Here is a 21,811-nt window from a genome sequence, read left to right as displayed (position 1 = left end):
GCCGGATTCAATGCGTTGGCTGCGGGCCACCAGAGACCGGTTGCGGCGGTATGACGACCGGCTGTGGCGCGGGTGAGGGCTGCATCGGCGTCGCTGTTGGTGTGGGCATCACCGACGGCGCAGTTGCGGTCAACTGCAGCAGCGCCGCCCAGTCCTGGCGGTTGAAGCTGCACTCGTCCTCGCGGCCCGGCGTGCAGCTGGGGTCGATGCCGGTGCTGTTGCGTTCGCGCGCGGGCGGCAGCTTGATCAGTCCGGTGCGGTCGAGCGGCAGCAGGCGCATCGCCACGGTGTTCATGACGTTGCCACCGATCAGGTACAGGGTCTGGTCGCCGCCGAGATTGGCCGCGACCACGACCTCGCAGTGCGACTTCCAGTGGCCGACCGAACCGTTGCCCAGCGCCTGCACCAGCCCGCCGTAGCTGAGCGTGCTGCTGCGGTCGCGCAGGAAGCACAGTAGGTCGCCCGGCGCGGGTTTGGCCGTGGCGGGGTCGACCAGCCGGTAGGGCACGCCCGACGGGCCACCCTGGTAGGCGGCACGGATGTAGTCGATGTGGCGTGGCGACGTGTTGAAGCCGGGAACACCGGACTGCACCATTACCCAGGAAATGAACGCGGCCGACCACGGGTTGTCGATCAGGAAGGCGCGGCAGTCGCTGTCGGTGTAGCGCGTGCCCAGAGGTGCCAGACAGCTGCTGGCGCCCACGATGCTGCCCATCGCGTTGAGCGTGCCGCTGTTGCGCCAGTAGCCGGCCACGCGCTGCCAGGCGATCAGCCCGTTGTCGGCCAGGTGATCGCTTTCGGCTTCGGTGACGCTGAGGCTTGCGGCGCGGCCATCACGGTCGATGAAGGGCCGGTACCACAGACGGTGTTCGTTGCAGGCAGTATTGCGGATGGCCACCGCCAAGGGGCTCAGGCCAAAGCGTGGCGGTACATCGCAGGCTTCGGCGGCAGCCGCAGACAAGGGGGCGGCTGCCAGTAGCAGGCAGGCAGGCAAGAGCGTCCGGCGCATGCGCGGCTCCTGTGGGGGATGGCCGCAGCGTCGCAGTGCCGTCGTGAACGCCGGGTGTGAGATCGGGGGCAGATCCCTTTTCCCGAGGAAAAGGGATCTGACCCCAGCCCCGGCCTCAGCCCGGCGGCGGGCCCAGCTTCAGCGACAGATCAATCGCTTGCACGTGCTTGGTCAGTCCACCGATCGAGATGCAGTCCACGCCGTCTTCGGCGATCGAACGCAGGCCACCCAGGCCGACGCTGCCGGAGACCTCAAGCGGAATGCGTCCCGCCGTAATGCGCACCGCCTCGCGGCGCAGATCGGGACTGAAGTCATCCAGCAGGATGCGTTCGCAGCCGGCTTCCAGTGCCTGCCGCAACTGCTCCAGATCCTCGACCTCGACCACCAGCGGCAGCTGCGGCCATTGCCGGCGTGCAGCCGCCACGGCGGCAGCCAGCGAACCGGCGGCACGGATGTGGTTTTCCTTCAGCATCACCGTGTCGTACAGGCCGAAGCGGTGATTCTCGCCACCGCCGCAGCGCACTGCGTACTTCTGCGCCAGGCGCAGGCCGGGCAGCGTCTTGCGGGTGTCGAGGATGCGCGTGCCGGTGCCTTCCACGGCCGCCACGTAGCGGGCGGTGGTGGTGGCGGTGGCGGACAGCGTCTGCAGGAAATTCAGCGAGGTGCGCTCGGCGCTGACCAGGCTGCGGCTGCGGCCATGCAGCAGGGCCAGTACAGTGCCGGCGGTGACTGCATCGCCGTCGGCAACGCGCCATTCAATGCGCACGTCGGGGTCGAGTGCACGATGGGTGGCGTCGAACCAGGGGCGGCCGGCGATCACCGCATCCTGCTTGCACAGCAGATAGGCGCTGTCGGCCTGGTCAGGCAACAGGGCGGCGGTGACGTCGCCGCTGCCGAGGTCCTCGGCCAGCGCACGCGCGACATCGGCGGCGACCACGGCCGCATCCGGCGTCGGCAGCGTGCTCATGCGGCCGGGAAGTCGGCGATCTGCGCGGTGGGGATGGCTTCCTCGGCCAGCAGTACCGGGATGCCATCGTCGACGCGGAACACCTGCTTGCGGTCGCGGGTGACCAGCGCCTCGCGCAGCGGCTGCGCCAGCGGGTTGCCATCGGCCTTGTTCACCGCGCCGGTGGAAATGGCCTTGTTGAGGGCTTCCAGGCCCTTGCCATCCAGCAGGGACAGGGGCTGGCGGGTGTCCGGCGACACCAGCAGGTCGAGCAGCTTGCGATCCATGGTTCTTCGTCTTGCGTGGAAGATGGCTAGAATACGTCTTTAAGGCAGGTGACGGCCAATGACCCCCAACCCGATCGCGCCGCTTGTCGGCATCGTCATGGGTTCCCGCTCCGACTGGGAAACCATGCAGCACGCCGCCCAGAAGCTTGAAGCCCTGGGTGTTCCGTTCGAAGTGAAGGTGGTGTCCGCCCATCGGACGCCGGATGTGTTGTTCAGTTACGCCGAGCAGGCGGGCCCGCGTGGTCTGCGCGCGATCATCGCCGGTGCCGGCGGGGCCGCGCACCTGCCGGGCATGATCGCGGCCAAGACCGCGGTGCCGGTGCTGGGCGTGCCCGTGCAGTCCAAGGCCCTCAACGGCATGGATTCGCTGCTGTCGATCGTGCAGATGCCGGCCGGCATCCCGGTCGCCACCTTCGCCATCGGCAATGCAGGTGCCTCGAACGCCGCCCTGTTCGCCGCCGCGATGCTGGCCAGCGACCAGCCGGCGATCGGCCAGGCGCTTGACGCGTTCCGCGCACGCCAGACCGAAGACGTGATGGCCCACGACGATCCGCGCCAATGAGCTTGACCGTCGGCATCCTGGGCGGCGGCCAGCTCGCCCGCATGATGGTTCTGGCTGGTGCGCCGCTGGGACTGCGCTTCGAACTGTATGACCCGGCGGCCGACGCCTGCAGTGGCCCGCTGGCGCCGCTCACCGTCGGCGCGTTTGACGACCGCCAGGCTCTGGCGGACTTCGCCGCCAGGGTCGATGTGGTCACCTTCGATTTCGAGAACGTGCCTGCCGACAGCGCGCAGTTCCTGGCTGATCGCGTGCCGGTCTACCCGCCGCCGGCCGCACTGGCCGTGGCCCAGGACCGGCTGAGTGAGAAGACCCTGTTCCAGCAGCTGGGCATCCCGCTGCCGGCCTTTGCCGACATCCGCAGCCGTGACGAGCTGGCCGCGAAGGCCGCCGAGTTCGGCCTGCCGTGCATTCTCAAGACGCGCCGCCTCGGCTATGACGGCAAGGGCCAGTTCCGCCTGCGCAGCGAAGCCGACATCGACGCGGCATGGGATGCGCTGGGCGCCCAGGTCGAACGCACTGGCCTGATCCTGGAGGGCTTCGTGGCCTTCCAGCGCGAGGTCAGTGTGGTTGCCGTGCGTGGCCGCGATGGCAGCTTCCAGGCCTGGCCGGTCACCGGTAACTGGCACGTCGACGGGGTGCTGTCGGCCAGCGTGGCCCCGGCCGTGCTGTCGGCCGCCGAGCATGAGGCCGCGATCGGCTATGCGCGCCGCATCGCGGAGCACCTGCAGTATGTCGGTGTGTTCGCGCTGGAGCTGTTCTGCCGCGATGGCGAACTGCTGGCCAACGAGATGGCACCGCGCGTGCACAACTCCGGCCACTGGACCATCGAAGGCAGTGAAACTTCGCAGTTCGAGAACCACCTGCGCGCGGTGCTCGGCCTGCCGCTGGGCAGCACCCGCATGCTCGGCCATGCCTGCATGCTGAACTGGCTGGGCGCGATGCCCGACCCGTTGCCGGTGCTGGCCCAGGCCAGCGGCCACTGGCACGACTACGGGAAGGAAGCGCGCGATGGCCGCAAGGTTGGCCACGCCACCTTGCGCGACGATGATGCCGATGCGCTGGCCGATGCGCTGGAGCAGGTCGGCCTGGAGCTGGACCGCCAGGCCCAGGTGGCACCGGCGGTACACGCGCTGCGCAATCGCTGAGGAGGGTAGTGCCGGCCGCTGGCCGGCAATGCAACGCTGTGGCGCGCCGGTGCAGGCATCGGCGCAACATTCCCGGTGGTAGCGTGGAGCTCCTTTCACAGGACTCATCCCCATGCTCGACTGGAATGCCTACCGCAAGGAACTGAAGGGCCGCATCGGCGAGATCGGCAAGCTTTCACCGGATACGGTCAAGGGCTACGCGACGCTGGCCAATGCCGGCGCGCAGACCCACCATCTCGATGCCAAGACCCGCGAGCTGATCGCGCTGGCGGTGGCGGTCACCACCCGCTGTGATGGCTGCATCACCGTGCACGTGGATGCTGCGCTGAAGCACGGCGCCAGCCGCGAGGAAATCGCCGAAGCGCTGGGCGTGGCGGTGTCGCTCAATGCCGGTGCAGCGCTGGTCTACTCGGCGCGGGTGATGGATGCCGTGGCCGCGCACGAGAGCGCGTGAGGTCCACGTGTCGCCGGGCATGGCCCGGCGCTACCGGGATGGGTGTGGTAGCGCCGGGCCATGCCCGGCGGATGTCTTCAGCGCAGCTGGCTTTCGGCGAATTCCCAGTTGACCATCTGCCAGAACGCCTCCAGGTATCGCGCGCGATCATTCTGGTAGTCGGTGTAGTAGGCGTGTTCCCACACATCGCAGCACAGCAGTGGCGTACTCTCGCCGGTCAGCGGCGTGCCGGCATTGCGGGTGGCCTGGATGCCCAGCTGGCCGCCGGGATGCTGCACCAGCCACACCCAGCCTGAGCCGAACAGCCCCAGCGCGGTACGGTTGAACTCCTCGCGCAGGCGCTGCGTGTCGCCAAACTGGCGCTTGACCAGCTCGCCCAGCCGGCCCTGTGGCTCGCCACCGCCGCGTGGGCGCAGGCATTGCCAGTAGAAGCCGTGGTTCCACGCCTGGGCCGCAGCGTCGAACAGTCTGCCCTGGGTGTGGCGGACGATCTCTTCCAGTGACGCCTCCTCCCACTCGGTGCCGAGAATGCCGGCATTGACCGCATCGACATAGGCGCGATGGTGGCGGCCGTGGTGCAGTTCCACGGTCTGCGCGGACAGGTGCGGCAGCAGGGAGCCAGAGAGGTAGGGCAGGGCAGGCAATTCGACGGGCATGGACAGGTTCGTGGCAGGGGGCGGCGGCAGCCGGTTCCATCGGCTTACAATGGCGGCTACCTTGGGCAGTCTAGCCGACCATCGCGGTCGGTTTGTCCGGCGAAGCAAGGAGTGTGGTTGTGGCGGTAATGCAGCAAATCCAGGCCGAGGTCGATCGTTACCCGCTCGTCTTGTTCATGAAGGGCACCCCGCAATACCCGATGTGTGGCTTCTCCAGCCGCGCCGTACAGGCGTTGATGGCTGCCGGCGCCGTCACCCTGCGCACCGTCAACGTGCTGGAAGAGCCGGAGATCCGCGCCAATCTGCCGCGCTTCTCCAATCTGCCGACCTTCCCGCAACTGTTCATCAACGGCGAGTTGATCGGCGGCTGCGACATCGTCATGGAACTGTTCGAAGCCGGCGAGCTGAAGCGCATCGTCGAAGAGGCGACCCAGGGATGAGTGCCTGGCCATCGACGTCACCGACTGACGGGGCGCTCGATGGCCGCCCGTTGCAGGACCGCGTGGTGCTGGTTGCCGGTGCCGGTGGCGGGCTGGGCAGTGCCGCAGCGGTCGCAGCGGCCGCCGCCGGGGCCACTGTCGTCCTGATGGGGCGCAAGCCGCGCCGGCTGGATCGCGTCTATGCGCAGGTCCAGGCCGTCGGTCCGGAGCCTCTGCTCTACCCGCTGGACCTTGAGGGAGCCGGCCCCGATGACTATGCCGAGCTGGCCCAGGCCCTGCGGCGCGAGTTGGGTCGCCTGGACGGCCTGCTGGTCTGCGCCGCCCACTTCCCGGGCCTGACCCCGTTCGAGCTGGCCGATCCGGCCAGCTTCGCCCGCGCCGTCCATGTCACCTTGACCGCCCCAGCCTGGCTGGCCCAGGCCTGCCTGCCGCTGCTGCGACAGCGCGAAGATGCAGCGCTGGTGTTTGCTGTCGATGCGCCGGAACGGGTCGGGCAGGCCTACTGGGGCGGATACGGCGTGGCCCAGCATGGCCTGCGCGGCCTGATCGCCAGCCTGCACGACGAACTCGGCCGCAGCCCGGTGCGGGTCAGCGGCCTGTATCCCGGCCCGCTGCGCACGGCGCTGCGTGCCCGGGCCTATTCCGTTGACCAGGACCCGGCCGCCCAGGGCCCTGAAGCAGCCGCGGCGGCGGCCGTGACCCTCCTGTCCAGCGCGGGGAGCGCGTGGCGCGGGCGGGTCCTTGACGCCAGTGGAATGAGCCCGGTCGAGTAAGTCCCGGGGAAAGGCGGAGTGAAGAACCCGTCACGATTGCGTTGCGATCCGGTGCCGTTTGTCGCACAACCGTCACATCCAAGGCGTAGCGTGTTAATCTAGTGTTAACCGTTTCGGCAGCTGCCGTTCACGGTAGGGAACCCCAGATAAATGTCCGAACAGCCGCCCGCAAGGCTGCTTGGATGCGCTTTTTTTCCGCCATCGCCAACTCGCATCGAGGCTACCGAAAAATGACTCACCCACTCCGGATGTCCAAGCTTACCCTTGGTCTCGTGGCTGCACTTGCTGCCGCTCCTGCCTTCGCCCAGAGCACCTCCGCCGGTGTCGGTGGCCAGGTCATGTCCGCTGCAGGCCAGCCTGTCGCCGGCGCTGAAGTCACCATCACCCACACCGAGTCGGGCACTGTTTCGCGTGCTACCACCGATGCGTCGGGTCGTTACAACGCGCGCGGCCTGCGCGTGGGTGGCCCGTACACCATCACCATCACCAAGTCTGGTGAAGGCACCAAGACCGAAGAAGGTGTCTTCCTGAACCTGAATCAGGTCAACACGGTCAACGCCAGCCTCGGCGGCGACTTGGCCGCCACCAACCTGGACGCCGTGAACGTCGTCGCCACCGCCGGCGGACTGGACCTGTTCAGCGCCACCAAGATGGGCAGCGGCACCAACGTGACCCGCGAAACGATGGACGCGCTGCCGTCGGCCAACCGCAACATCCAGGACTACATCCGCCTGGACCCGCGCATCTCGCAGGTCAGCAAGGCTGACGGCGCGATCTCGGCCGGTGGCCAGAACACCCGTTACAACGCCATCCGCATCGACGGCATCAGCGCCTCCGATCCGTTCGGCCTGGGCTCCAACAACCTGCCGACCGAGCGTCAGCCGGTGTCGATGGATGCCATCCAGGAAATCAACATCGACCTGGCCAACTACGACACCACCATCGCCGGTGGTACCGGTGCGGTGATCAACGCCGTGACCAAGTCGGGTACCAATGAATTCCACGGCACCGTGTACGGTTCGTACCGCGACAAGGACATGGTCCGTTCGCGCCTGGAAGGTGACAAGCAGGACTTCAACGGCTTCAAGGACGAGAAGACCTACGGCATGACCTTCGGCGGCCCGATCGTCAAGGACAAGCTGTTCTTCTTCACCAACTACGAAAAGTACGAGCGTAGCGGTGGCGGCGTCAGCCTTGGCGAAAGCCCCTACAACAAGGCTGGCGGCATCAGCGATGCTGATATCGCCCGCGTTCAGAAGCGCATGTCCGATCTTGGCTATCAGGTCGGCGGCGTAGGCGCGCTGAACAACAAGACCGAGATCGAAGAGTACGCGGTCAAGCTGGACTGGAACATCAACGAGAACCACCGTGCGGCCCTGCGTTACAACAAGATGAAGCAGGACGTGGTGCGTTTCCCGAAGGTCAGCAACAGCGAAATTTCGCTGAGCGACTTCTGGTACACCCAGCCGACCGAGTATGAAACCTGGATGGGTGAACTGTTCAGTGACTGGTCCGAGAACTTCTCCACCGAATTCAAGGTCTCGCACAAGGACTACTCGTCCAACCGTGTTGCTGCTTCGCACCTGCCGCAGATCCGCGTCCGCTTCGACAACAACAACTCGCTGTACCTCGGTACCGAGCAGAACACCCACACCAACCTGGTCGAGTCGAAGGAACTGAGCGCATTCGGTGCCGGTACCTGGTACGTCGGTGACCACACCGTCAAGTTCGGCTTTGACTACACCGACAACGACCTGATGAACTTCTACGGCCGCAACCTGTACGGCGCGTATGAGTTCGCCAACCTGGCTGCGTTTGAAGCTGGCACCCCGTCCGCGTACCAGGTGCGCGTGCCGCGTGCTGGTGGCAGCCTGGATGACATTCCGGCGAAGTTCCACCTGAAGAACACGGGTCTGTTCATCCAGGATACCTGGGCGATCAACTACAACCTGAGCCTGATGTTCGGTGTCCGCGTTGACATGCCGGACTTCAGCACCCAGCGCCTGTACAACCCGCGCATCGAGCAGCTGTACGGCTTCAACAACACCAAGCTGGTCGACAAGAAGCTGTTCCAGCCGCGCGTCGGCTTCAACTACACCTTCGATAGCGACCGCCCGACCCAGCTGCGCGGTGGCGTGGGTCTGTTCGGCGGTGCTGCCCCGAACGTGTGGCTGGCAGGTGCTTACCAGAACACCGGCCTGAACTACGCCGAGTACAACCTGACCCGCAATCCGGGTGGTTTCAGCTTCGATGCTGACAATCCGTTCATCCCGGACCCGTCGCTGGCTTCGGCACGTCAGAACGTCGACCTGATCGCTCCCGGTACCCGCCTGCCGTCGGTGTGGAAGGCCAACCTGGCCTTTGATCACGAACTGCCGTGGTACGGCATCGTGGCGTCGGCCGAGCTGCTGGTCACCAAGGTCAAGGATGGTCTGTACTTCGATCGTCTGGACGTCATGACCCCGAACGCCAACCGCTCGGTTGGTCAGGACGGTCGTGCGCTGTACTGGAACGACTACGGCATGAACGGTGCCAATGCTGGCTCGAACGGCATGCAGGCTGGCCAGAAGAATGGCCGTGCTTGTACCGCCACCGATCAGACCTGCCCGAGTGACCGTGTCAACCGTCCGAGCGATATCGGCGACGTGATCCTGCTGCGCAACACCGACAAGGGGCGTGGTTCCCAGGCTACGTTCTCGCTGGCCAAGCCGCTGACCGAGAACTGGGGCTGGTCGCTGGGTTATACCTACACCCAGGCGAAGGAAGTGAGCCCGCTGTCCAGCTCGCAGAACACCTCGAACTGGAACAACACGCTCAGCCTGAACGCCAACGACAATGTTGCGTACAACTCGCGCTATGCGATCAAGGACCGCATCACCGGCACCCTGGAGTGGAAGCACAACTTCTTCGGTGACAATGCCACCCGCGTCGGCCTGTTCTATGAAGGCCGTTCGGGTCGTCCGTACAGCTACGTGTTCTATAACGACGTGAACGGCGACGGCGCAGGTACCAACGATCTGTTCTACGTGCCGAAGGGTCCGGGTGACGTGATCTTCACTGGCGGTGCCGACATGGAGAAGAAGTTCTTCGAATGGCTGGCGCAGAATCCGGAGCTCGATGCCTACCGTGGCAGCGTGGTCCCGGCTAACGCGCACCGCGCCAAGTGGGTCAACAGCTTCGATGTCCGCATCAGCCAGGAATTCCCTGGCTTCGCGAAGACCCACAAGGGCGAGATCGCACTGGACATCATGAATGTCGGCAATCTGCTCAACAAGAAGTGGGGTTTGATCGACGATTACGGCTTCTACGCCACCCGTCGCGTTGCCAACTACTCGGGTATCGACCCGGCTACCGGCAAGTACCTGTACAACTTCACCGGCCGTACCGACAACTCGTCGATCCAGGAAAACAACAACGACAAGGGCAACACCGCCGTGTCGCGCTGGTCGATGCAGCTGACCGTGAAGTACAAGTTCTGATCCGTCAGAGCCTGAAGCAGTGAGTGAGAACGGCCGGGGAAACCCGGCCGTTTTCCGTTCATGCGAAAGTCCTTGCAGGTCACCTGGCATCGGCGTAGCATTCAGAAATGTGCGCGGTGCCAACGCTGCCGATGCGGTCCCGGAAAGGCGAACGCGGGAAGCACACATCCAACGGTCGGGCTTCCCGGCCGTTTTGCTTTTTAAGGGGGCGGCAGTACAGTCGGAAACCTTGAAGGAAGCGAAAAATTGGACATGACCACGAACGAAAAATCAGCCCGTGCACTGCCGGTGCAGGACGCGCGGATCTACCCGCGCGGTGGGCTGGATGTGCTGTCGCGGGCCGAAGTGGCCCGCCTGCGCGATGCGTCTGCCGGCGGTATGCACGAGCTGCTGCGCCGCTGCGCGCTGGCCGTGCTGACCAGCGGCAGCGCCTCTGACGATCCGCGCGCGGCGCGCGATCTGTATCCCGATTTCGACATCCAGGTGGCGCAGCAGGATCGCGGCGTGCGCATCGACCTGGTCAATGCACCGGCGATGGCCTTTGTCGATGGCGAGATCATCCGCGGCGTCGCCGAACTGCTGTTCGCAGTGGTGCGTGACCTGGCCTACATGGCCATCGAGATGGGCCCGGCCTACGCGGCCGAGCTGGAGTCGTCCGAGGGCATCACCAACGCGGTGTTCGGACTGCTGCGCAACGCACGCATCCTCAACCCGGGCGACCCGAATCTGGTCGTGTGCTGGGGTGGCCACTCGATTTCGCGTGATGAATACCTGTACACCAAACAGGTGGGCTACGAGCTGGGCCTGCGCGGCCTGGACATCTGCACCGGCTGCGGTCCGGGCGCGATGAAGGGCCCGATGAAGGGCGCCACCATCGCCCATGCCAAGCAGCGCCGCACCGTGACGCGTTACATCGGCCTGACCGAGCCGGGCATCATCGCGGCCGAGTCGCCGAACCCGATCGTCAACCACCTGGTGATCATGCCGGACATCGAGAAGCGCCTGGAGGCCTTCGTCCGCATTGGCCACGGCATCATCGTGTTCGCCGGTGGCGTCGGCACCGCCGAGGAAATCCTGTACCTGCTCGGCATCCTGCTGCGCGAGGAAAACAAGGACCTGCCGTTCCCGCTGATCCTGACCGGCCCGACCGTGGCCGCGCCGTACTTCGAGCAGATCGACCGCTTCATCCGCCTGACCCTGGGCGATGCGGCCGCCGAGCGCTACGAGATCGTCATCGGCGACCCGGTGGCGGTGGCCAAGAAGATGGCCAACGGCATCAAGCGCGTGCGTGAGCACCGCCTGGCGCAGAAGGACTCGTTCTTCTTCAACTGGTCGATCGAGATTCCGTGGGAGTACCAGCAGCCGTTCGTGCCGACCCACGAGGCGATGGCTGCGCTGGATCTGCACCACGGGCGTGCCCCGCACGCGCTGGCGGCCGACCTGCGCCGGGCGTTCTCGGGCATCGTGGCTGGCAACGTGAAGGAAGATGGCATGCGCCGCATCGAGCAGTTCGGGCCGTTCCAGATCCACGGCGATACGGACATGATGCAGGCGCTGGATGGGCTGCTGCGTGCCTTCGTCGAGCAGCGCCGGATGAAGATCTCCGGCGAGTACCAGCCCTGCTACCAGGTGCTGGCCTGATCGGCCCGGGGTCGGATCCCATCGGGCTCCGACCCCCGCCACGGGCGGCCGACAGGGCAGCGGTCGTCAAGGCTTTGACGCCCGTCGCCCCGGATTGACCGTTCGTCCTGCCGCCGCTTGCCGGTGGCAGGGCGATGGCCCATCGTGGCCATCAACACGCTGGGGAGCGTCCAATGTCTTTGCGCCGGCCAAACGGCTTCACGCTGGTTGAGTTGATGATCACGCTGGTCATCCTGGTCATTCTGGCCAGCATCTCCTATCCCAGCTTCCGCACCGCGATGCGTTCCAACCGTTTGACCACCACCAACAACGAGGTGATCGGTCTGCTGTCGCTCGCTCGCAGCGAGGCCATCCGCAACCGGCACGGAGGCGCGGTCTGCGGCAGCAGCAACGGCACGTCCTGCGACGGTGACTGGAGCAAGGGCATGCTGGCCTGGGGCGACGCCGATGGCGATGGTTCGCTCAGCGGAAGCGAAAGCGTGCTTCGTTTTTCCAAGGGCAACAACAGCCTGGCCGTCGAGGTTCCCAGCCAGGCCGTCATCGCCTTCGATTCCCAGGGGCGCCGCCGCGCTTCCGCCGACCAGACCGTGAGCCTGGTGCCGCAAGGCTGCAAGGCGGGTGACCCCATGCGGACCTTGACCGTGCTGTTCTCCGGGCAGGTCCGCTCCACTGCAGGAACCTGCAAATGAAACGTCGTCTTTCCGGCCTGGGGGGGCATGCCCGCAGTCGTGGCTTCAGCCTGATCGAGGTGCTGATCGCGCTGCTGGTGCTGGCGTTCGGCCTGCTGGGCTTCGCGCTGCTGCAGACCATGAATGTCCGCTTCGTGCAGAGCGCCAGCCAGCGTACCCAGGCCACCAGCCTGGCCTACGACCTTATCGAACTGATGCGTGTGCAGCGCAGTGAAACCCTCAAGGGTGGCGAGTACACCAAGGCTTCCTTCACTGCAGGCTCGGTCACTGCGCCGGCTGGCCCATGCACCTGGCCCAACAGTACCGACCAGACAACATCCAAGGCGAACGTGGCGCGCTGGCAGTGCCAGGTCGTCAAGGTGCTGGGGGGCAAGGCCAGTGCCAACGTGAGCGTCAACGACGGTCTGGTCACCGTCGGCATCGGCTGGGGGGACGAGCGCTGGAATGCCGCCAATCCCGACAGCATCACCACGTTCACTCTGGTTACCCGCCTATGAAGCGCGCCCCCTTCGCTGCCACCCATGCGGCCGGCCTTTCGCTGGTTGAACTGCTGATCTCGCTGGTCATCGGCCTGGTGCTGATGCTTGGCGTGACCCAGATATTCATGGCCTCACGCGCGGCCTCGCAGCTGTCCGAAGGCGTCGCGCGCACCCAGGAGAATGCTCGATTCGCACTTGAGTTCCTCGAGCGCGACATCCGCATGGCCGGGCACATGGGCTGCGTGAATGATCAGGCACACATCGTGCGCGGGCAGAACAGCATCAAGGTCAACATCGCCGGCGTGAAGCAGGGAGACGGCAGTCCAATGGACTTCTCCGTGCCGATCCAGGGATACGAGGCGGATGGTACGGCGCCGGGCAACAAGCTGACCCTCGGCGCAACCTGGGGAGCGGCCGGCAGCACACCGTCGGCGGTCACCAACCTCAAGCCCGCACCCCGTGCTGGCAGTGACATCATCGTGATGCGCTATCTGGCGCCGGAAGGCTCGCCGGTGCTTGCCATTGGCTCCGGCGCTTCGCCGGACATCACCATTGCCGCGGATGCGGCCGCACGCTTGTCGGCTGGTGCTGTCACGACGCCTTCGGCATTTGCCGTAGCTGATTGCAGCAGGGTGAACGTGTTCGCCGGGAAAATCGCCGGCAGCACGATCACGGCCAGCAACGCCGATCTCTCGGCCTACTCGGCCAACAATGCAGTGACCATGGTCTACCGTGTGGAATCGATGGCGTACTACGTGGCCACGAACACGGCCGGCGAACCTGCGCTGTATCGTGCGCGCGGTACCGGCAACAACACCTTTGCCAACGGCGAAGAGCTGGTGGAAGGCATCGAGAACCTGCAGTTCCTGTACGGCCAGGACACCGAGACTGCGATCAGCAGCACCGCGCCGCCGACCGGTGCGATCACCTTCCAGAAGACTGCCAGCGGCGTCAGCACCGGCACCGATGACGCCGCCGTCGCCGCGTGGCGCCGGGTTGGCCTGGTGCAGTTCGGTCTGCTGGTACGCAGCCCGCAGCGGGCCGCCGCCGAGCAGGCCAACACCGCGGTGGCCCAGCTGGGCGTGCTGGGCGTTGGTTTCAATCCGCCCACGAGCTACGACGATCGCTATCGCGCCTCGTATGAGGTGTCCGTGGCGCTGCGCAACCGACTGTTCGGAAACTGACCCATGAAGCCCTCCGTCTCCCGTCGTTTCCAGGGGCGCGCGCAGCAGCGTGGCGCGGTGCTGTATGTGGCCCTGATGCTGTTGATCCTGCTGTCGCTGATCGGCGTGGTCGGCATGCAGGTGGCCAGCATGCAGGAGCGCATGTCGTCCAATTACCGGGCGGCCAACGTCGCGTTCCAGGCGACTGAGCGCGCCGTCCGCGACGCCGAGCGGTCGATAGAACAGATTGACAACAATACCGGCGATGGCGGCTCGTTGAAGGCCGACGCCATCAAACGCATCTGCGATGACGGCTTCGACCCCACCCGTTGGGTGGGCCAGCAGAAACTTTCGGCGGCACCGGTGGTCAGCGTGCGCCGTATCGATTCCTGCATCCTGGGCGAGACGCCGCTCGGCATGGGCACGCCGGAAAGCGAAGAGCCCACACGCGTTTACCAGATCACCGCGTTCGGCTCCGACCGCGATGCCGCCACCAGCAACGAGGGGACCTCCTCGGCGGCTGTCGACACTGTTTTCAAGCTTTGAGGAACCCGGTCATGGCGACCCGAAAGATCAAGATCCTGGCCGGCTCCGGGCTGTTGCTGGCGGTGGCCGGCGGTACCTGGCTTGCGATGAGCCTGTTCGCCGCGCAGGCGCAGGGCACGCTGTCGCAGCGTCCGATGAACCTGAAGGTGTCCGCGCCGCCGTCGTTCATCATGGCGGTGGACGACTCGGGCTCGATGACCTTCCAGACCCAGTTCCCGGGGCAGGATGGCACGGCGTGCTGGAGCAATGCGCGCAAGAGCTTCTTCAGATCGGCCGGTGTCCTGAACAAGCCAGAAGACATCGTTGCCTACGATGCGTGGGGCAGGGCATACAACGATGGCCAGTGCAACTATTTCTACCTGTTGCCGGGGCCACGGATCAACACCAGTTATCTCGGAATTCCTGCGTTGGACGTGTTCGGGTTCGCCCGGTCGGCTGCCTACAATCCGGCCTATTACGATCCTTCGATCCAGTATCAACCGTGGCTCCGGATCGTCAATGAGGCCGTTGAATCCTACCCGCCGTCCACCGCCAGTGCCGCGCTCATTGATCCTCGCAGGGCGGGTGAGAGCGACTATGTCGTGAATTTGACGGGCACCTACCTGGGTGCTCTGTCCTGGGACGTGCAGCGTATGCAGGACGGCATGTATGCGCCGCCGGGGCAGAGGTACAGCACCGTAAGCGATTCCGGACGCTTCAGTGCCGTGCAGGCCAATAAATTCGGAGCTTCTTGGACGTCGGCCGGCAATGCGTCGTTGGAGTACACGCCTGCGACGTTCTATATGCCCTTCAAGAGCAATGGCGATCCTTATCCGCAGTTGGCGGGGGCGCCCGATGCCTACGCCAACGCAGGCAACAACCGGACCAAGGTTCTGGATGCCTGTGGCAAGGGCTGCCACATGTGGAAGTACGTGCTCACGACCAGTGATGCGGCGGCGATGCAGAACTTCGCCAACTGGTTCACCTACTACGGCAATCGTAACCGCGCGATGATCGCGGGCATGACGCATGCATTGAATGTCAATGACATGTATGTCGGCTACTTCAAGATCAACGATTTCCAGAAGTACAACAGCTCAACGGATCCAGCGAAGCGTCTGGCGGTCCAGGACATGAGCCAGATGCCGCAGAAGACGCAGCTGTACAGTGACATGATTTCGCTGACGGCCAGTGGTGGTACGCCAAACCGCAACGCGGTCAACGCGGCCGGTCTGCAGTTCATGCGCACCGACGATGCTGCACCGATCAAGCTGTCCTGCCAGAAGAACGCGGTGATGCTCTTCACCGATGGCTACAGCAACAACGGCAATGGATTCCCGGCGAGCTCGATTCCCACGCCGGGCAATATCGACGGTGGTCTCGGGGCCCCGTTCTCGGATGGCTACTCACATACGATGGCCGACATCGCGACGTACTACTACGTCAATCCACTGCGCACCGACGACAGGATGCCGCTGGGGCAGGTGCCGGTACCGGAGCAGTGTGCGACCAGCACTGACAAGTCGCTGGACTGCAAGAAAGACCTGCATATCAACTTCTACGGCATCACCCTGGGAGCACGCGGCAATCTGTTCGATCCGGACAGGCAGCAGAATCCCTATACCGATTCGACGGTCTACAGCAACTGGCCGGATCGCCAGAACGACAACCCCAGCACCGTGGATGACATCTGGCACGCGGCGACCAATACCCGCGGCGAGTACATCAACGCGCGCACGCCGGCAGACATCACCACGGCCATGCGCCGGGTGCTGTCGTCGGTTACGTCCGGGCCGGCACCTTCGGGCAGCCAGGGCCTGACCGGTGCGCGCATCGGCACCGGCTCGCTGGCGGTCACGCCCCAGTTCGAAGTGGCCAACGAGGAAACCGATTGGTTCAGCCGCCTGAAGGCCTCCAAGCTCACGGTGAACAACACGACCCGCCAGACCGAGTACACGCAGGTGTGGGATGCGGCCGAGAAGCTGGGCGCGCAGCGTTCGCGCAACATCGTCGCGGCCAAGGGCAATGCGGCTGTCGTATTCAACAGCACCAACATCTCCTTCACCGATCTCTGCAGCAAGGACGAGAAGCAGTATCCAGGCATCGCACGCTGTGCCCCCACTGAGGCCGAAAAGCTGGGCGGGGATATCAGCACGGCGATTGCCTACCTGGGCGGCGATGCATCACGTGAAGTACGCAACTCGGGCGGTATCTACCGGACCCGTACCACCGTGCTGGGTGACATCGTGAACTCCAGTCCGGTGATCAGCTCGCCGCGCGATGACTATGGCTATCAGCGCATCAGCACTGACATGGCCACTTCGTATGCCACGTATCTGGCCCGCAAGCGCAGCAACGGCCGATACATGGTCTACGTCGGCGCCAACGACGGCATGCTGCATGCCTTCGATGGTGGCATGAACGGCAGCGGCGTGAGTGACAGTGCCGGTGGCAGCGAGACCTTTGCCTACATCCCCGGCACGGCGCTGGGGCACATGGCCAACCTGCTGTATCCCTACGTGGCGGCCAACAAGTCCGACCAGCGCTTCCGCCATCGCTATTACGTGGATGGACCGATTGCAGTGGCAGACGCGCAGATCGATGGCAAATGGGCCACGGCGCTGGTGGGTACGGCGGGCGCCGGTGGGCGCTCGGTGTTCGCGCTGGATGTGACCACCCCGTCCAGTTTCGGCACCGGCAACCGCCTGTGGGAAATCAGTGACGTGGCTCCGGGTCTGGATGCCACCGTGAAGGCCAACATCGGCCATGTTCTCGGCAAGCCGGTGATCGTGCCGGTGAAGGACGGGAACGGTGTGGCGTGGAAGGCGATCTTCGGCAACGGCTACAACAGCCTCAACCGCAAGGCGGTGCTGTTCGTGGTTGACCTCGGCTCTGGTGCGGTACGGATGATCAGCGCCAATGAGGCCGCGGCAACCGCGCCGGCCGGTGACAATGGCCTGGGCAACATCGTGGCGGTTGACCGTTGGCGTGCCGACAGCAGTGGTGGAACGGGACGTGTGCGCGGCCGCGATGGCCTGGCCGATACGGTCTACGCGGCCGACCAACGTGGTGCGCTCTGGAAATTCGACCTGGAAGATGCGGCGACGTCCGTCACCGCGCCGGTATTCACCACCGCGCGCCAGACCAACAACAACAACCAGGTATACCGCCAGCCGATCACCGGCGGGATGACCGCAGTGACCGGATCCGGCGGCGGTGTGATGCTGGTGCTGGGGACCGGCAGTTTCTCGTTCGACAATGATCCGCAGGACGTCACCGCGCAGTCCCTGTACGGTGTCAACGACACCAGCAAGGGGCAGCCCGAGACGACGATCGTACCGTCCGATCTGGTGGCCTATTCGGTGGCCACCAATGGAAAGCAGCGCTCGATCGCCGCCAAGCCGTTCAGCGGGGCCGCGCGTGGGTGGAGCATCGCGCTGCCGGGTTCCGGCGAACGCTTCGTCGGCAATCCTGCCGTGGCGTCGGGCACGGTGTTCATGCCCACCTACATGCCTACCTCGGGTGGTCGTGGTTGTTCGACCGAGGGCAGCAACTGGTTGTTCGGCCTCGACCCGGTCTCGGGTGGTGCATCGCTGGAACTTGCGCGTGTGGGATCCACTGACGGAAAGGCGTACGGATCCGGCACGGCAGCGGTCAGCCTGGATACCGGCGGCACCGCGCCGGTGAAGGACGTAAACGCTTCTGTGATGCCGCGCCTGGACAAGGGCGGTGGACGTGCCTGCTGGATGGCGATCAATGTGGCAGGTGCTCCGACGATGTACGTGCCTTACCCCTGCGGCCGCCAGTCCTGGCGTCAGATCCAGTAACGATCAACCAAGACGACCCCAATGAACCTGAACAGTGTTTCCAGTACAGTGCGACGCCCTCACCAGCAGCGCGGTTTCTCCCTCATCGAACTGATGATCGTGGTGATAGTGCTCGGCATCCTGGCGGCCATCGTCGTTCCCTCGTACCAGCAGTACATCCGACAGTCCCACCGTGGCGTGGCCAAAGCGGATCTGGTGGAGTACGCACAGCGCGCCGAGCGCTACTACTCGGTGAACAACACGTATTCCGGCTTCGCTCTGCCCAGCAAAGTGTCGCCGCGGGAGGGTGGGACCACGCGCTACGCGATCACGTTTGATGGCAAGGCGTCCTCGTTCACGCTGACTGCGACGCCCCAGGGCAACCAGACCAAGGACAGCTGCGGGACGCTGGGCGTGGACCAGGCCAACCGCAAAACCGCCAGCGGTACCGTTTCCGACTGCTGGTAAATCAGGTGTTGATCTTCCCGTAAACGGTCAGTACAATGCGCCTCCCCGCCCGAATAGCTCAGCCGGTTAGAGCACTTGACTGTTAATCAGGGGGTCGTTGGTTCGAGTCCAACTTCGGGCGCCAGATACTGCAGAAGCCGCGAGAAATCGCGGCTTTTGCTTTTTCAGGCCTGTCAGCAGGGCAGCGCGCGGTCGACGCGTTCGCTGCGGGTGCGGCCGCCGTTGTTGACCACCAGCCTGCCATGCAGTCGACTTCCCGCGCAGATGCGCAGGGTCAGATTGGCGCCGGGGCTGCGTCCGTCAGGCTGGAAGAAGAGCAACGGCCGTCCACTGCTGGTCTGTGCAACGATCGAGACATCTGAGCGGCCTTGATGATGGGCCAGGATGTCCTCCCTGGATTCCGGTGTGCCCCGCTTTCCGCCGCTGCGATAGATGATCCATCCGGCGCTCCAGTCGAGGGTGCAGTGCTCACCGTCATCGCTGGCGCACAGCCCGATCAGTTCCCGCCGCATCAGGGCTTCGCTGCGGGCACTGGAAAGGCTGGCGTGCAGGGTCAGTTGCAGGGCATCCGCGCGATGCCGCAACAACATCGGATGCAGGGCGGGCCAGCCTGCTGCCAGGAGCACGGCGAGTATGGCCACGACCACCAGCAGTTCGACCAGATGCATGCCTCGCGGCAGGGGAGGGCGGAGGAAGAGGGGGCGGCGCATGTGTCCAGACTCCCCGGCCGGCGCCGGTGCCGCCATCAGGCACCGCCGCGCCCGCCTGCCCGGAAACCCCTCAGCCGGCCGTCACTGCTTGCCTCGTATACTTACCTTTCCCGGGAACTGGCAACACCATGAGCGACCGTTTTGAACTCGTCTCGCCGTATTCGCCGGCAGGCGACCAGCCCGATGCCATCGCCAAGCTGACCAGCAATTTCGAGGCAGGCATCGCCAAGCAGACCCTGCTGGGCGTCACCGGCTCGGGCAAGACCTACACCATCGCCAATGTCATCCAGAACGTGCAGAAGCCGACGCTGATCATGGCGCCGAACAAGACGCTGGCGGCGCAGCTGTATGGCGAGTTCAAGGCGTTCTTCCCGCACAACGCGGTGGAGTATTTCGTCAGCTATTACGATTACTACCAGCCCGAAGCCTACGTGCCGTCGTCGGATACCTTCATCGAGAAGGACAGTTCGATCAACGAGCACATCGAGCAGATGCGGCTGGCCGCGACCAAGACCCTGCTGTCGCGCCCGGATGCGATCGTAGTGGCGACGGTGTCGGCCATCTATGGCCTGGGCGCGCCGGAAGACTACCTGTCGCTGCGCCTGATCCTGTCCAAGGGCGAGCGCATCGACCAGCGCGACCTGATCAATCACCTGACCCAGCTGCAGTACACGCGCAACGAGTACGAGCTGCAGCGCGGTACGTTCCGCGTACGCGGCGAGGTGATCGACGTGTTCCCGGCCGAGTCGGACAGCGAGGCGCTGCGCATCGAACTGTTCGATGGCGAGGTCGAGAAGATCACCCTGTTCGATCCGCTGACCGGTGAGACGATGCGCAACCTGATGCGCTTCACGGTCTACCCGAAGACCCACTATGCAACCACGCGCGAACGCGTGCTGGCAGCAGTGGAAACCATCAAGGTCGAGCTGAAGGAGCGGCTTGAGCAGCTGTATGCGCAGAACAAGCTGGTCGAAGCGCAACGCCTGGCCCAGCGCACCCAGTTCGACATCGAGATGATGGCCGAGGTCGGCTTCTGCAACGGCATCGAGAACTACTCCCGGCACCTCACCGGCAAGAATGCCGGCGAACCGCCACCGACCCTGTTCGATTACCTGCCGCCCGATGCGCTGCTGGTGATCGACGAATCGCACGTGACCATCCCGCAGATCGGCGCCATGTTCAAGGGCGATCGTTCGCGCAAGGAGACGTTGGTGGAGTTCGGTTTCCGCCTGCCGTCGGCGCTGGACAACCGTCCACTGCGCTTCGAGGAATGGGAAGAGCGCTGCCCGCGTAGCATCTATGTGTCGGCGACGCCGGGACCGTACGAGTATCGGGAGGCCGGCGAAGAAATCACTGAGCTGGTGGTGCGGCCGACCGGCCTGATCGACCCGGTGGTGGAGATCCGCCCGGTCGGCACCCAGGTCGATGATCTGATGAGCGAAGCCAACGAGCGCATCAAGGCTGGCGACCGCGTGCTGGTCACCACCTTGACCAAGCGCATGGCCGAGAACCTCACCGAATATCTCACCGAACATGGCATCCGCGTGCGCTACCTGCACTCGGACGTGGATACCGTCGAGCGTGTGGAAATCATCCGCGATCTGCGCCTGGGCAAGTTTGACGTGCTGGTGGGCATCAACCTGCTGCGCGAAGGCCTGGACATGCCCGAGGTGTCACTGGTGGCGATCCTGGACGCGGACAAGGAGGGCTTCCTGCGCTCCACCGGCTCGCTGATCCAGACCATCGGCCGCGCCGCGCGCAACGTTCGCGGCAAGGCGATCCTGTACGCCGACAAGATCACCCGCTCGATGCAGGCGGCGATCGACGAGACCGACCGCCGTCGTGCCAAGCAGGTCGAGTACAACGAGGAGCACGGCATCGTGCCGCGCTCGGTGGCGCGCCCGATCGTCGACGTGCTGGAAGGTGCACGTTCGGATGCAGCCGAGAAAGAGGCGAAGAAGGGTAAAGGCAAGGGCAAGGCCGGCGTGGCCGAGGAAGCGGCCGATTATCGTTCGCTCAGCCCGGCCCAGCTGGCGGCCCGGCTCAAGGCGCTGGAGCAGAAGATGTACCAGCACGCCAAGGACCTGGAATTCGAGGACGCCGCGCGCGTGCGCGACCAGATCCGGCAGCTGAAGGAGGCCAGCCTCGGCTGAACGCGGCAGTGCAGCATCATCTTCACAAAAGTATTGCGCTCAACCGCCGGCATCCGTAATATACGCGGCCTGCACCGACGCATTCGCGGAAATGCAGAAGCAATACGGGCGGTTAGCTCAGCGGTAGAGCACTACCTTGACATGGTAGGGGTCACAGGTTCGAACCCTGTACCGCCCACCACGAAGTCCTCGCAGGAGGGTTGTCGTGAACTGCAAAGCCCGGCCCTGGCGCCGGGTTTTTACGTAGCAAGGCCAGCTTTCGGGCGGCAAGAACAAGATGGGCGGTTAGCTCAGCGGTAGAGCACTACCTTGACATGGTAGGGGTCACAGGTTCGAACCCTGTACCGCCCACCACCTGGCTCCCGGCACTGCCGGTGCAGCGGTGGATTACGATGAAAGCCGGCCCTGGGCCGGCTTTTCTCGTTT

At 64.8% G+C, this 21,811-nt stretch carries 19 protein-coding genes and 3 tRNA genes; 17 read left to right on the top strand and 5 right to left on the bottom strand.

Annotated features, from left to right (window positions below; translation table 11 throughout):
* Positions 1-7 precede the first annotated feature (7 nt).
* The 3 genes from DI041_RS12845 to DI041_RS12835 form a co-directional block, all read right to left on the bottom strand.
* Positions 8-1,009 (bottom strand): DUF2272 domain-containing protein, encoded by a 1,002-nt coding sequence (locus DI041_RS12845; RefSeq protein ID WP_136638775.1) that lies wholly within the window; start codon positions 1,007-1,009, stop codon positions 8-10.
* A 115-nt stretch (positions 1,010-1,124) separates the two neighbouring features.
* Positions 1,125-1,976 carry a carboxylating nicotinate-nucleotide diphosphorylase gene (nadC, locus tag DI041_RS12840; protein ID WP_012510596.1) on the bottom strand — a complete coding sequence of 284 codons (852 nt, stop codon included), beginning with the start codon at positions 1,974-1,976 and terminating at the stop codon, positions 1,125-1,127.
* A complete protein-coding gene (locus tag DI041_RS12835) occupies positions 1,973-2,242 on the bottom strand; it encodes a Trm112 family protein (protein WP_032128883.1) in 270 nt (89 codons plus the stop codon). The genes nadC and DI041_RS12835 overlap by 4 nt, the downstream gene beginning before the upstream one ends.
* Before the next feature lie 58 nt (positions 2,243-2,300).
* On the opposite strand from DI041_RS12835, the gene purE reads away from it, so the two are divergent.
* The 3 genes from purE to DI041_RS12820 all read left to right on the top strand — a co-directional run bounded on the left by purE (position 2,301) and on the right by DI041_RS12820 (position 4,403).
* Positions 2,301-2,804, top strand: a complete 504-nt coding sequence (gene purE, locus DI041_RS12830; RefSeq protein WP_005412808.1) for a 5-(carboxyamino)imidazole ribonucleotide mutase — start codon at positions 2,301-2,303, stop codon at positions 2,802-2,804.
* Positions 2,801-3,949, top strand: a complete 1,149-nt coding sequence (locus DI041_RS12825; RefSeq protein ID WP_136638774.1) for a 5-(carboxyamino)imidazole ribonucleotide synthase — start codon at positions 2,801-2,803, stop codon at positions 3,947-3,949. The genes purE and DI041_RS12825 overlap by 4 nt, the downstream gene beginning before the upstream one ends.
* 112 nt (positions 3,950-4,061) lie before the next feature.
* Entirely contained in the window at positions 4,062-4,403 is a 342-nt protein-coding gene (locus DI041_RS12820) for a carboxymuconolactone decarboxylase family protein (protein ID WP_046983319.1), read from the top strand.
* A gap of 77 nt (positions 4,404-4,480) precedes the next feature.
* Here the strand turns inward: DI041_RS12820 and DI041_RS12815 are convergent, their stop codons facing one another.
* Positions 4,481-5,059 carry a superoxide dismutase gene (locus tag DI041_RS12815; RefSeq protein WP_136638773.1) on the bottom strand — a complete coding sequence of 193 codons (579 nt, stop codon included), beginning with the start codon at positions 5,057-5,059 and terminating at the stop codon, positions 4,481-4,483.
* A gap of 119 nt (positions 5,060-5,178) precedes the next feature.
* On the opposite strand from DI041_RS12815, the gene grxD reads away from it, so the two are divergent.
* From grxD to DI041_RS12760, 11 genes are all read left to right on the top strand, one after another.
* Positions 5,179-5,499, top strand: coding sequence for a Grx4 family monothiol glutaredoxin (grxD, locus tag DI041_RS12810; protein WP_004152129.1), 321 nt, complete (start codon positions 5,179-5,181; stop codon positions 5,497-5,499).
* On the top strand, positions 5,496-6,272 hold the full coding sequence (locus DI041_RS12805) for an SDR family NAD(P)-dependent oxidoreductase (protein WP_136638772.1): 777 nt from the start codon (positions 5,496-5,498) through the stop codon (positions 6,270-6,272). Before grxD ends, DI041_RS12805 begins: the two co-directional genes overlap by 4 nt.
* Positions 6,273-6,502: 230 nt before the next feature.
* Positions 6,503-9,751: a TonB-dependent receptor gene (locus DI041_RS12800; protein ID WP_136638771.1), complete on the top strand. Its 3,249-nt coding sequence runs from the start codon at positions 6,503-6,505 to the stop codon at positions 9,749-9,751.
* Positions 9,752-10,003: 252 nt separating this feature from the next.
* The gene (gene ppnN, locus DI041_RS12795; protein WP_004152180.1) at positions 10,004-11,392 is read left to right on the top strand and encodes a nucleotide 5'-monophosphate nucleosidase PpnN; all 1,389 of its coding nucleotides are present in this window, start codon (positions 10,004-10,006) and stop codon (positions 11,390-11,392) included.
* A gap of 173 nt (positions 11,393-11,565) precedes the next feature.
* A complete protein-coding gene (locus DI041_RS12790) occupies positions 11,566-12,081 on the top strand; it encodes a GspH/FimT family pseudopilin (RefSeq protein ID WP_046983315.1) in 516 nt (171 codons plus the stop codon).
* Positions 12,078-12,578 carry a type IV pilus modification protein PilV gene (pilV, locus tag DI041_RS12785; protein WP_046983314.1) on the top strand — a complete coding sequence of 167 codons (501 nt, stop codon included), beginning with the start codon at positions 12,078-12,080 and terminating at the stop codon, positions 12,576-12,578. Before DI041_RS12790 ends, pilV begins: the two co-directional genes overlap by 4 nt.
* Positions 12,575-13,744, top strand: a complete 1,170-nt coding sequence (locus DI041_RS12780) for a PilW family protein (RefSeq protein ID WP_136638770.1) — start codon at positions 12,575-12,577, stop codon at positions 13,742-13,744. The genes pilV and DI041_RS12780 overlap by 4 nt, the downstream gene beginning before the upstream one ends.
* A gap of 3 nt (positions 13,745-13,747) precedes the next feature.
* The gene (locus tag DI041_RS12775; protein WP_046983312.1) at positions 13,748-14,269 is read left to right on the top strand and encodes a pilus assembly PilX family protein; all 522 of its coding nucleotides are present in this window, start codon (positions 13,748-13,750) and stop codon (positions 14,267-14,269) included.
* Between the two features lie 11 nt (positions 14,270-14,280).
* Positions 14,281-18,075 (top strand): pilus assembly protein, encoded by a 3,795-nt coding sequence (locus tag DI041_RS12770; RefSeq protein ID WP_136638769.1) that lies wholly within the window; start codon positions 14,281-14,283, stop codon positions 18,073-18,075.
* A 21-nt stretch (positions 18,076-18,096) separates the two neighbouring features.
* Entirely contained in the window at positions 18,097-18,522 is a 426-nt protein-coding gene (locus tag DI041_RS12765) for a type IV pilin protein (protein WP_136638768.1), read from the top strand.
* A 47-nt stretch (positions 18,523-18,569) separates the two neighbouring features.
* A tRNA-Asn gene (locus tag DI041_RS12760) sits at positions 18,570-18,646 on the top strand.
* Positions 18,647-18,695: 49 nt separating this feature from the next.
* On the opposite strand, the gene DI041_RS12755 is transcribed toward DI041_RS12760, so the two are convergent.
* Entirely contained in the window at positions 18,696-19,232 is a 537-nt protein-coding gene (locus tag DI041_RS12755; RefSeq protein ID WP_282567850.1) for a GspH/FimT family pseudopilin, read from the bottom strand.
* A 128-nt stretch (positions 19,233-19,360) separates the two neighbouring features.
* On the opposite strand from DI041_RS12755, the gene uvrB reads away from it, so the two are divergent.
* From uvrB to DI041_RS12740, 3 genes are all read left to right on the top strand, one after another.
* Positions 19,361-21,385, top strand: a complete 2,025-nt coding sequence (gene uvrB / locus DI041_RS12750; protein WP_046984513.1) for an excinuclease ABC subunit UvrB — start codon at positions 19,361-19,363, stop codon at positions 21,383-21,385.
* 106 nt (positions 21,386-21,491) lie between these two features.
* Positions 21,492-21,566: transfer RNA gene (locus DI041_RS12745), tRNA-Val, on the top strand.
* Positions 21,567-21,664: 98 nt separating this feature from the next.
* A tRNA-Val gene (locus DI041_RS12740) sits at positions 21,665-21,739 on the top strand.
* The last annotated feature ends 72 nt before the right edge of the window (positions 21,740-21,811 follow it).

It is taken from the genome of Stenotrophomonas maltophilia (assembly GCF_004920835.1).
Lineage (GTDB): Bacteria > Pseudomonadota > Gammaproteobacteria > Xanthomonadales > Xanthomonadaceae > Stenotrophomonas > Stenotrophomonas maltophilia_AQ.
This window is presented reverse-complemented; position numbering and strand designations above follow the sequence as displayed.

What these genes read in the sequence shown, in the direction of transcription:
- ppnN (WP_004152180.1), top strand. Translation starts at nt 10,004, where the DNA reads ATGACCACGAACGAAAAATCAGCCCGTGCACTGCCGGTGCAGGACGCG.
- DI041_RS12800 (WP_136638771.1), top strand. Translation starts at nt 6,503, where the DNA reads ATGACTCACCCACTCCGGATGTCCAAGCTTACCCTTGGTCTCGTGGCT.
- DI041_RS12835 (WP_032128883.1), bottom strand. Translation starts at nt 2,242, where the DNA reads ATGGATCGCAAGCTGCTCGACCTGCTGGTGTCGCCGGACACCCGCCAG.
- DI041_RS12775 (WP_046983312.1), top strand. Translation starts at nt 13,748, where the DNA reads ATGAAGCCCTCCGTCTCCCGTCGTTTCCAGGGGCGCGCGCAGCAGCGT.
- DI041_RS12755 (WP_282567850.1), bottom strand. Translation starts at nt 19,232, where the DNA reads ATGCGCCGCCCCCTCTTCCTCCGCCCTCCCCTGCCGCGAGGCATGCAT.
- DI041_RS12790 (WP_046983315.1), top strand. Translation starts at nt 11,566, where the DNA reads ATGTCTTTGCGCCGGCCAAACGGCTTCACGCTGGTTGAGTTGATGATC.
- purE (WP_005412808.1), top strand. Translation starts at nt 2,301, where the DNA reads ATGACCCCCAACCCGATCGCGCCGCTTGTCGGCATCGTCATGGGTTCC.
- DI041_RS12815 (WP_136638773.1), bottom strand. Translation starts at nt 5,059, where the DNA reads ATGCCCGTCGAATTGCCTGCCCTGCCCTACCTCTCTGGCTCCCTGCTG.
- DI041_RS12825 (WP_136638774.1), top strand. Translation starts at nt 2,801, where the DNA reads ATGAGCTTGACCGTCGGCATCCTGGGCGGCGGCCAGCTCGCCCGCATG.
- DI041_RS12780 (WP_136638770.1), top strand. Translation starts at nt 12,575, where the DNA reads ATGAAGCGCGCCCCCTTCGCTGCCACCCATGCGGCCGGCCTTTCGCTG.
- DI041_RS12770 (WP_136638769.1), top strand. Translation starts at nt 14,281, where the DNA reads ATGGCGACCCGAAAGATCAAGATCCTGGCCGGCTCCGGGCTGTTGCTG.
- DI041_RS12845 (WP_136638775.1), bottom strand. Translation starts at nt 1,009, where the DNA reads ATGCGCCGGACGCTCTTGCCTGCCTGCCTGCTACTGGCAGCCGCCCCC.
- nadC (WP_012510596.1), bottom strand. Translation starts at nt 1,976, where the DNA reads ATGAGCACGCTGCCGACGCCGGATGCGGCCGTGGTCGCCGCCGATGTC.
- DI041_RS12805 (WP_136638772.1), top strand. Translation starts at nt 5,496, where the DNA reads ATGAGTGCCTGGCCATCGACGTCACCGACTGACGGGGCGCTCGATGGC.
- DI041_RS12765 (WP_136638768.1), top strand. Translation starts at nt 18,097, where the DNA reads ATGAACCTGAACAGTGTTTCCAGTACAGTGCGACGCCCTCACCAGCAG.
- DI041_RS12820 (WP_046983319.1), top strand. Translation starts at nt 4,062, where the DNA reads ATGCTCGACTGGAATGCCTACCGCAAGGAACTGAAGGGCCGCATCGGC.
- pilV (WP_046983314.1), top strand. Translation starts at nt 12,078, where the DNA reads ATGAAACGTCGTCTTTCCGGCCTGGGGGGGCATGCCCGCAGTCGTGGC.
- uvrB (WP_046984513.1), top strand. Translation starts at nt 19,361, where the DNA reads ATGAGCGACCGTTTTGAACTCGTCTCGCCGTATTCGCCGGCAGGCGAC.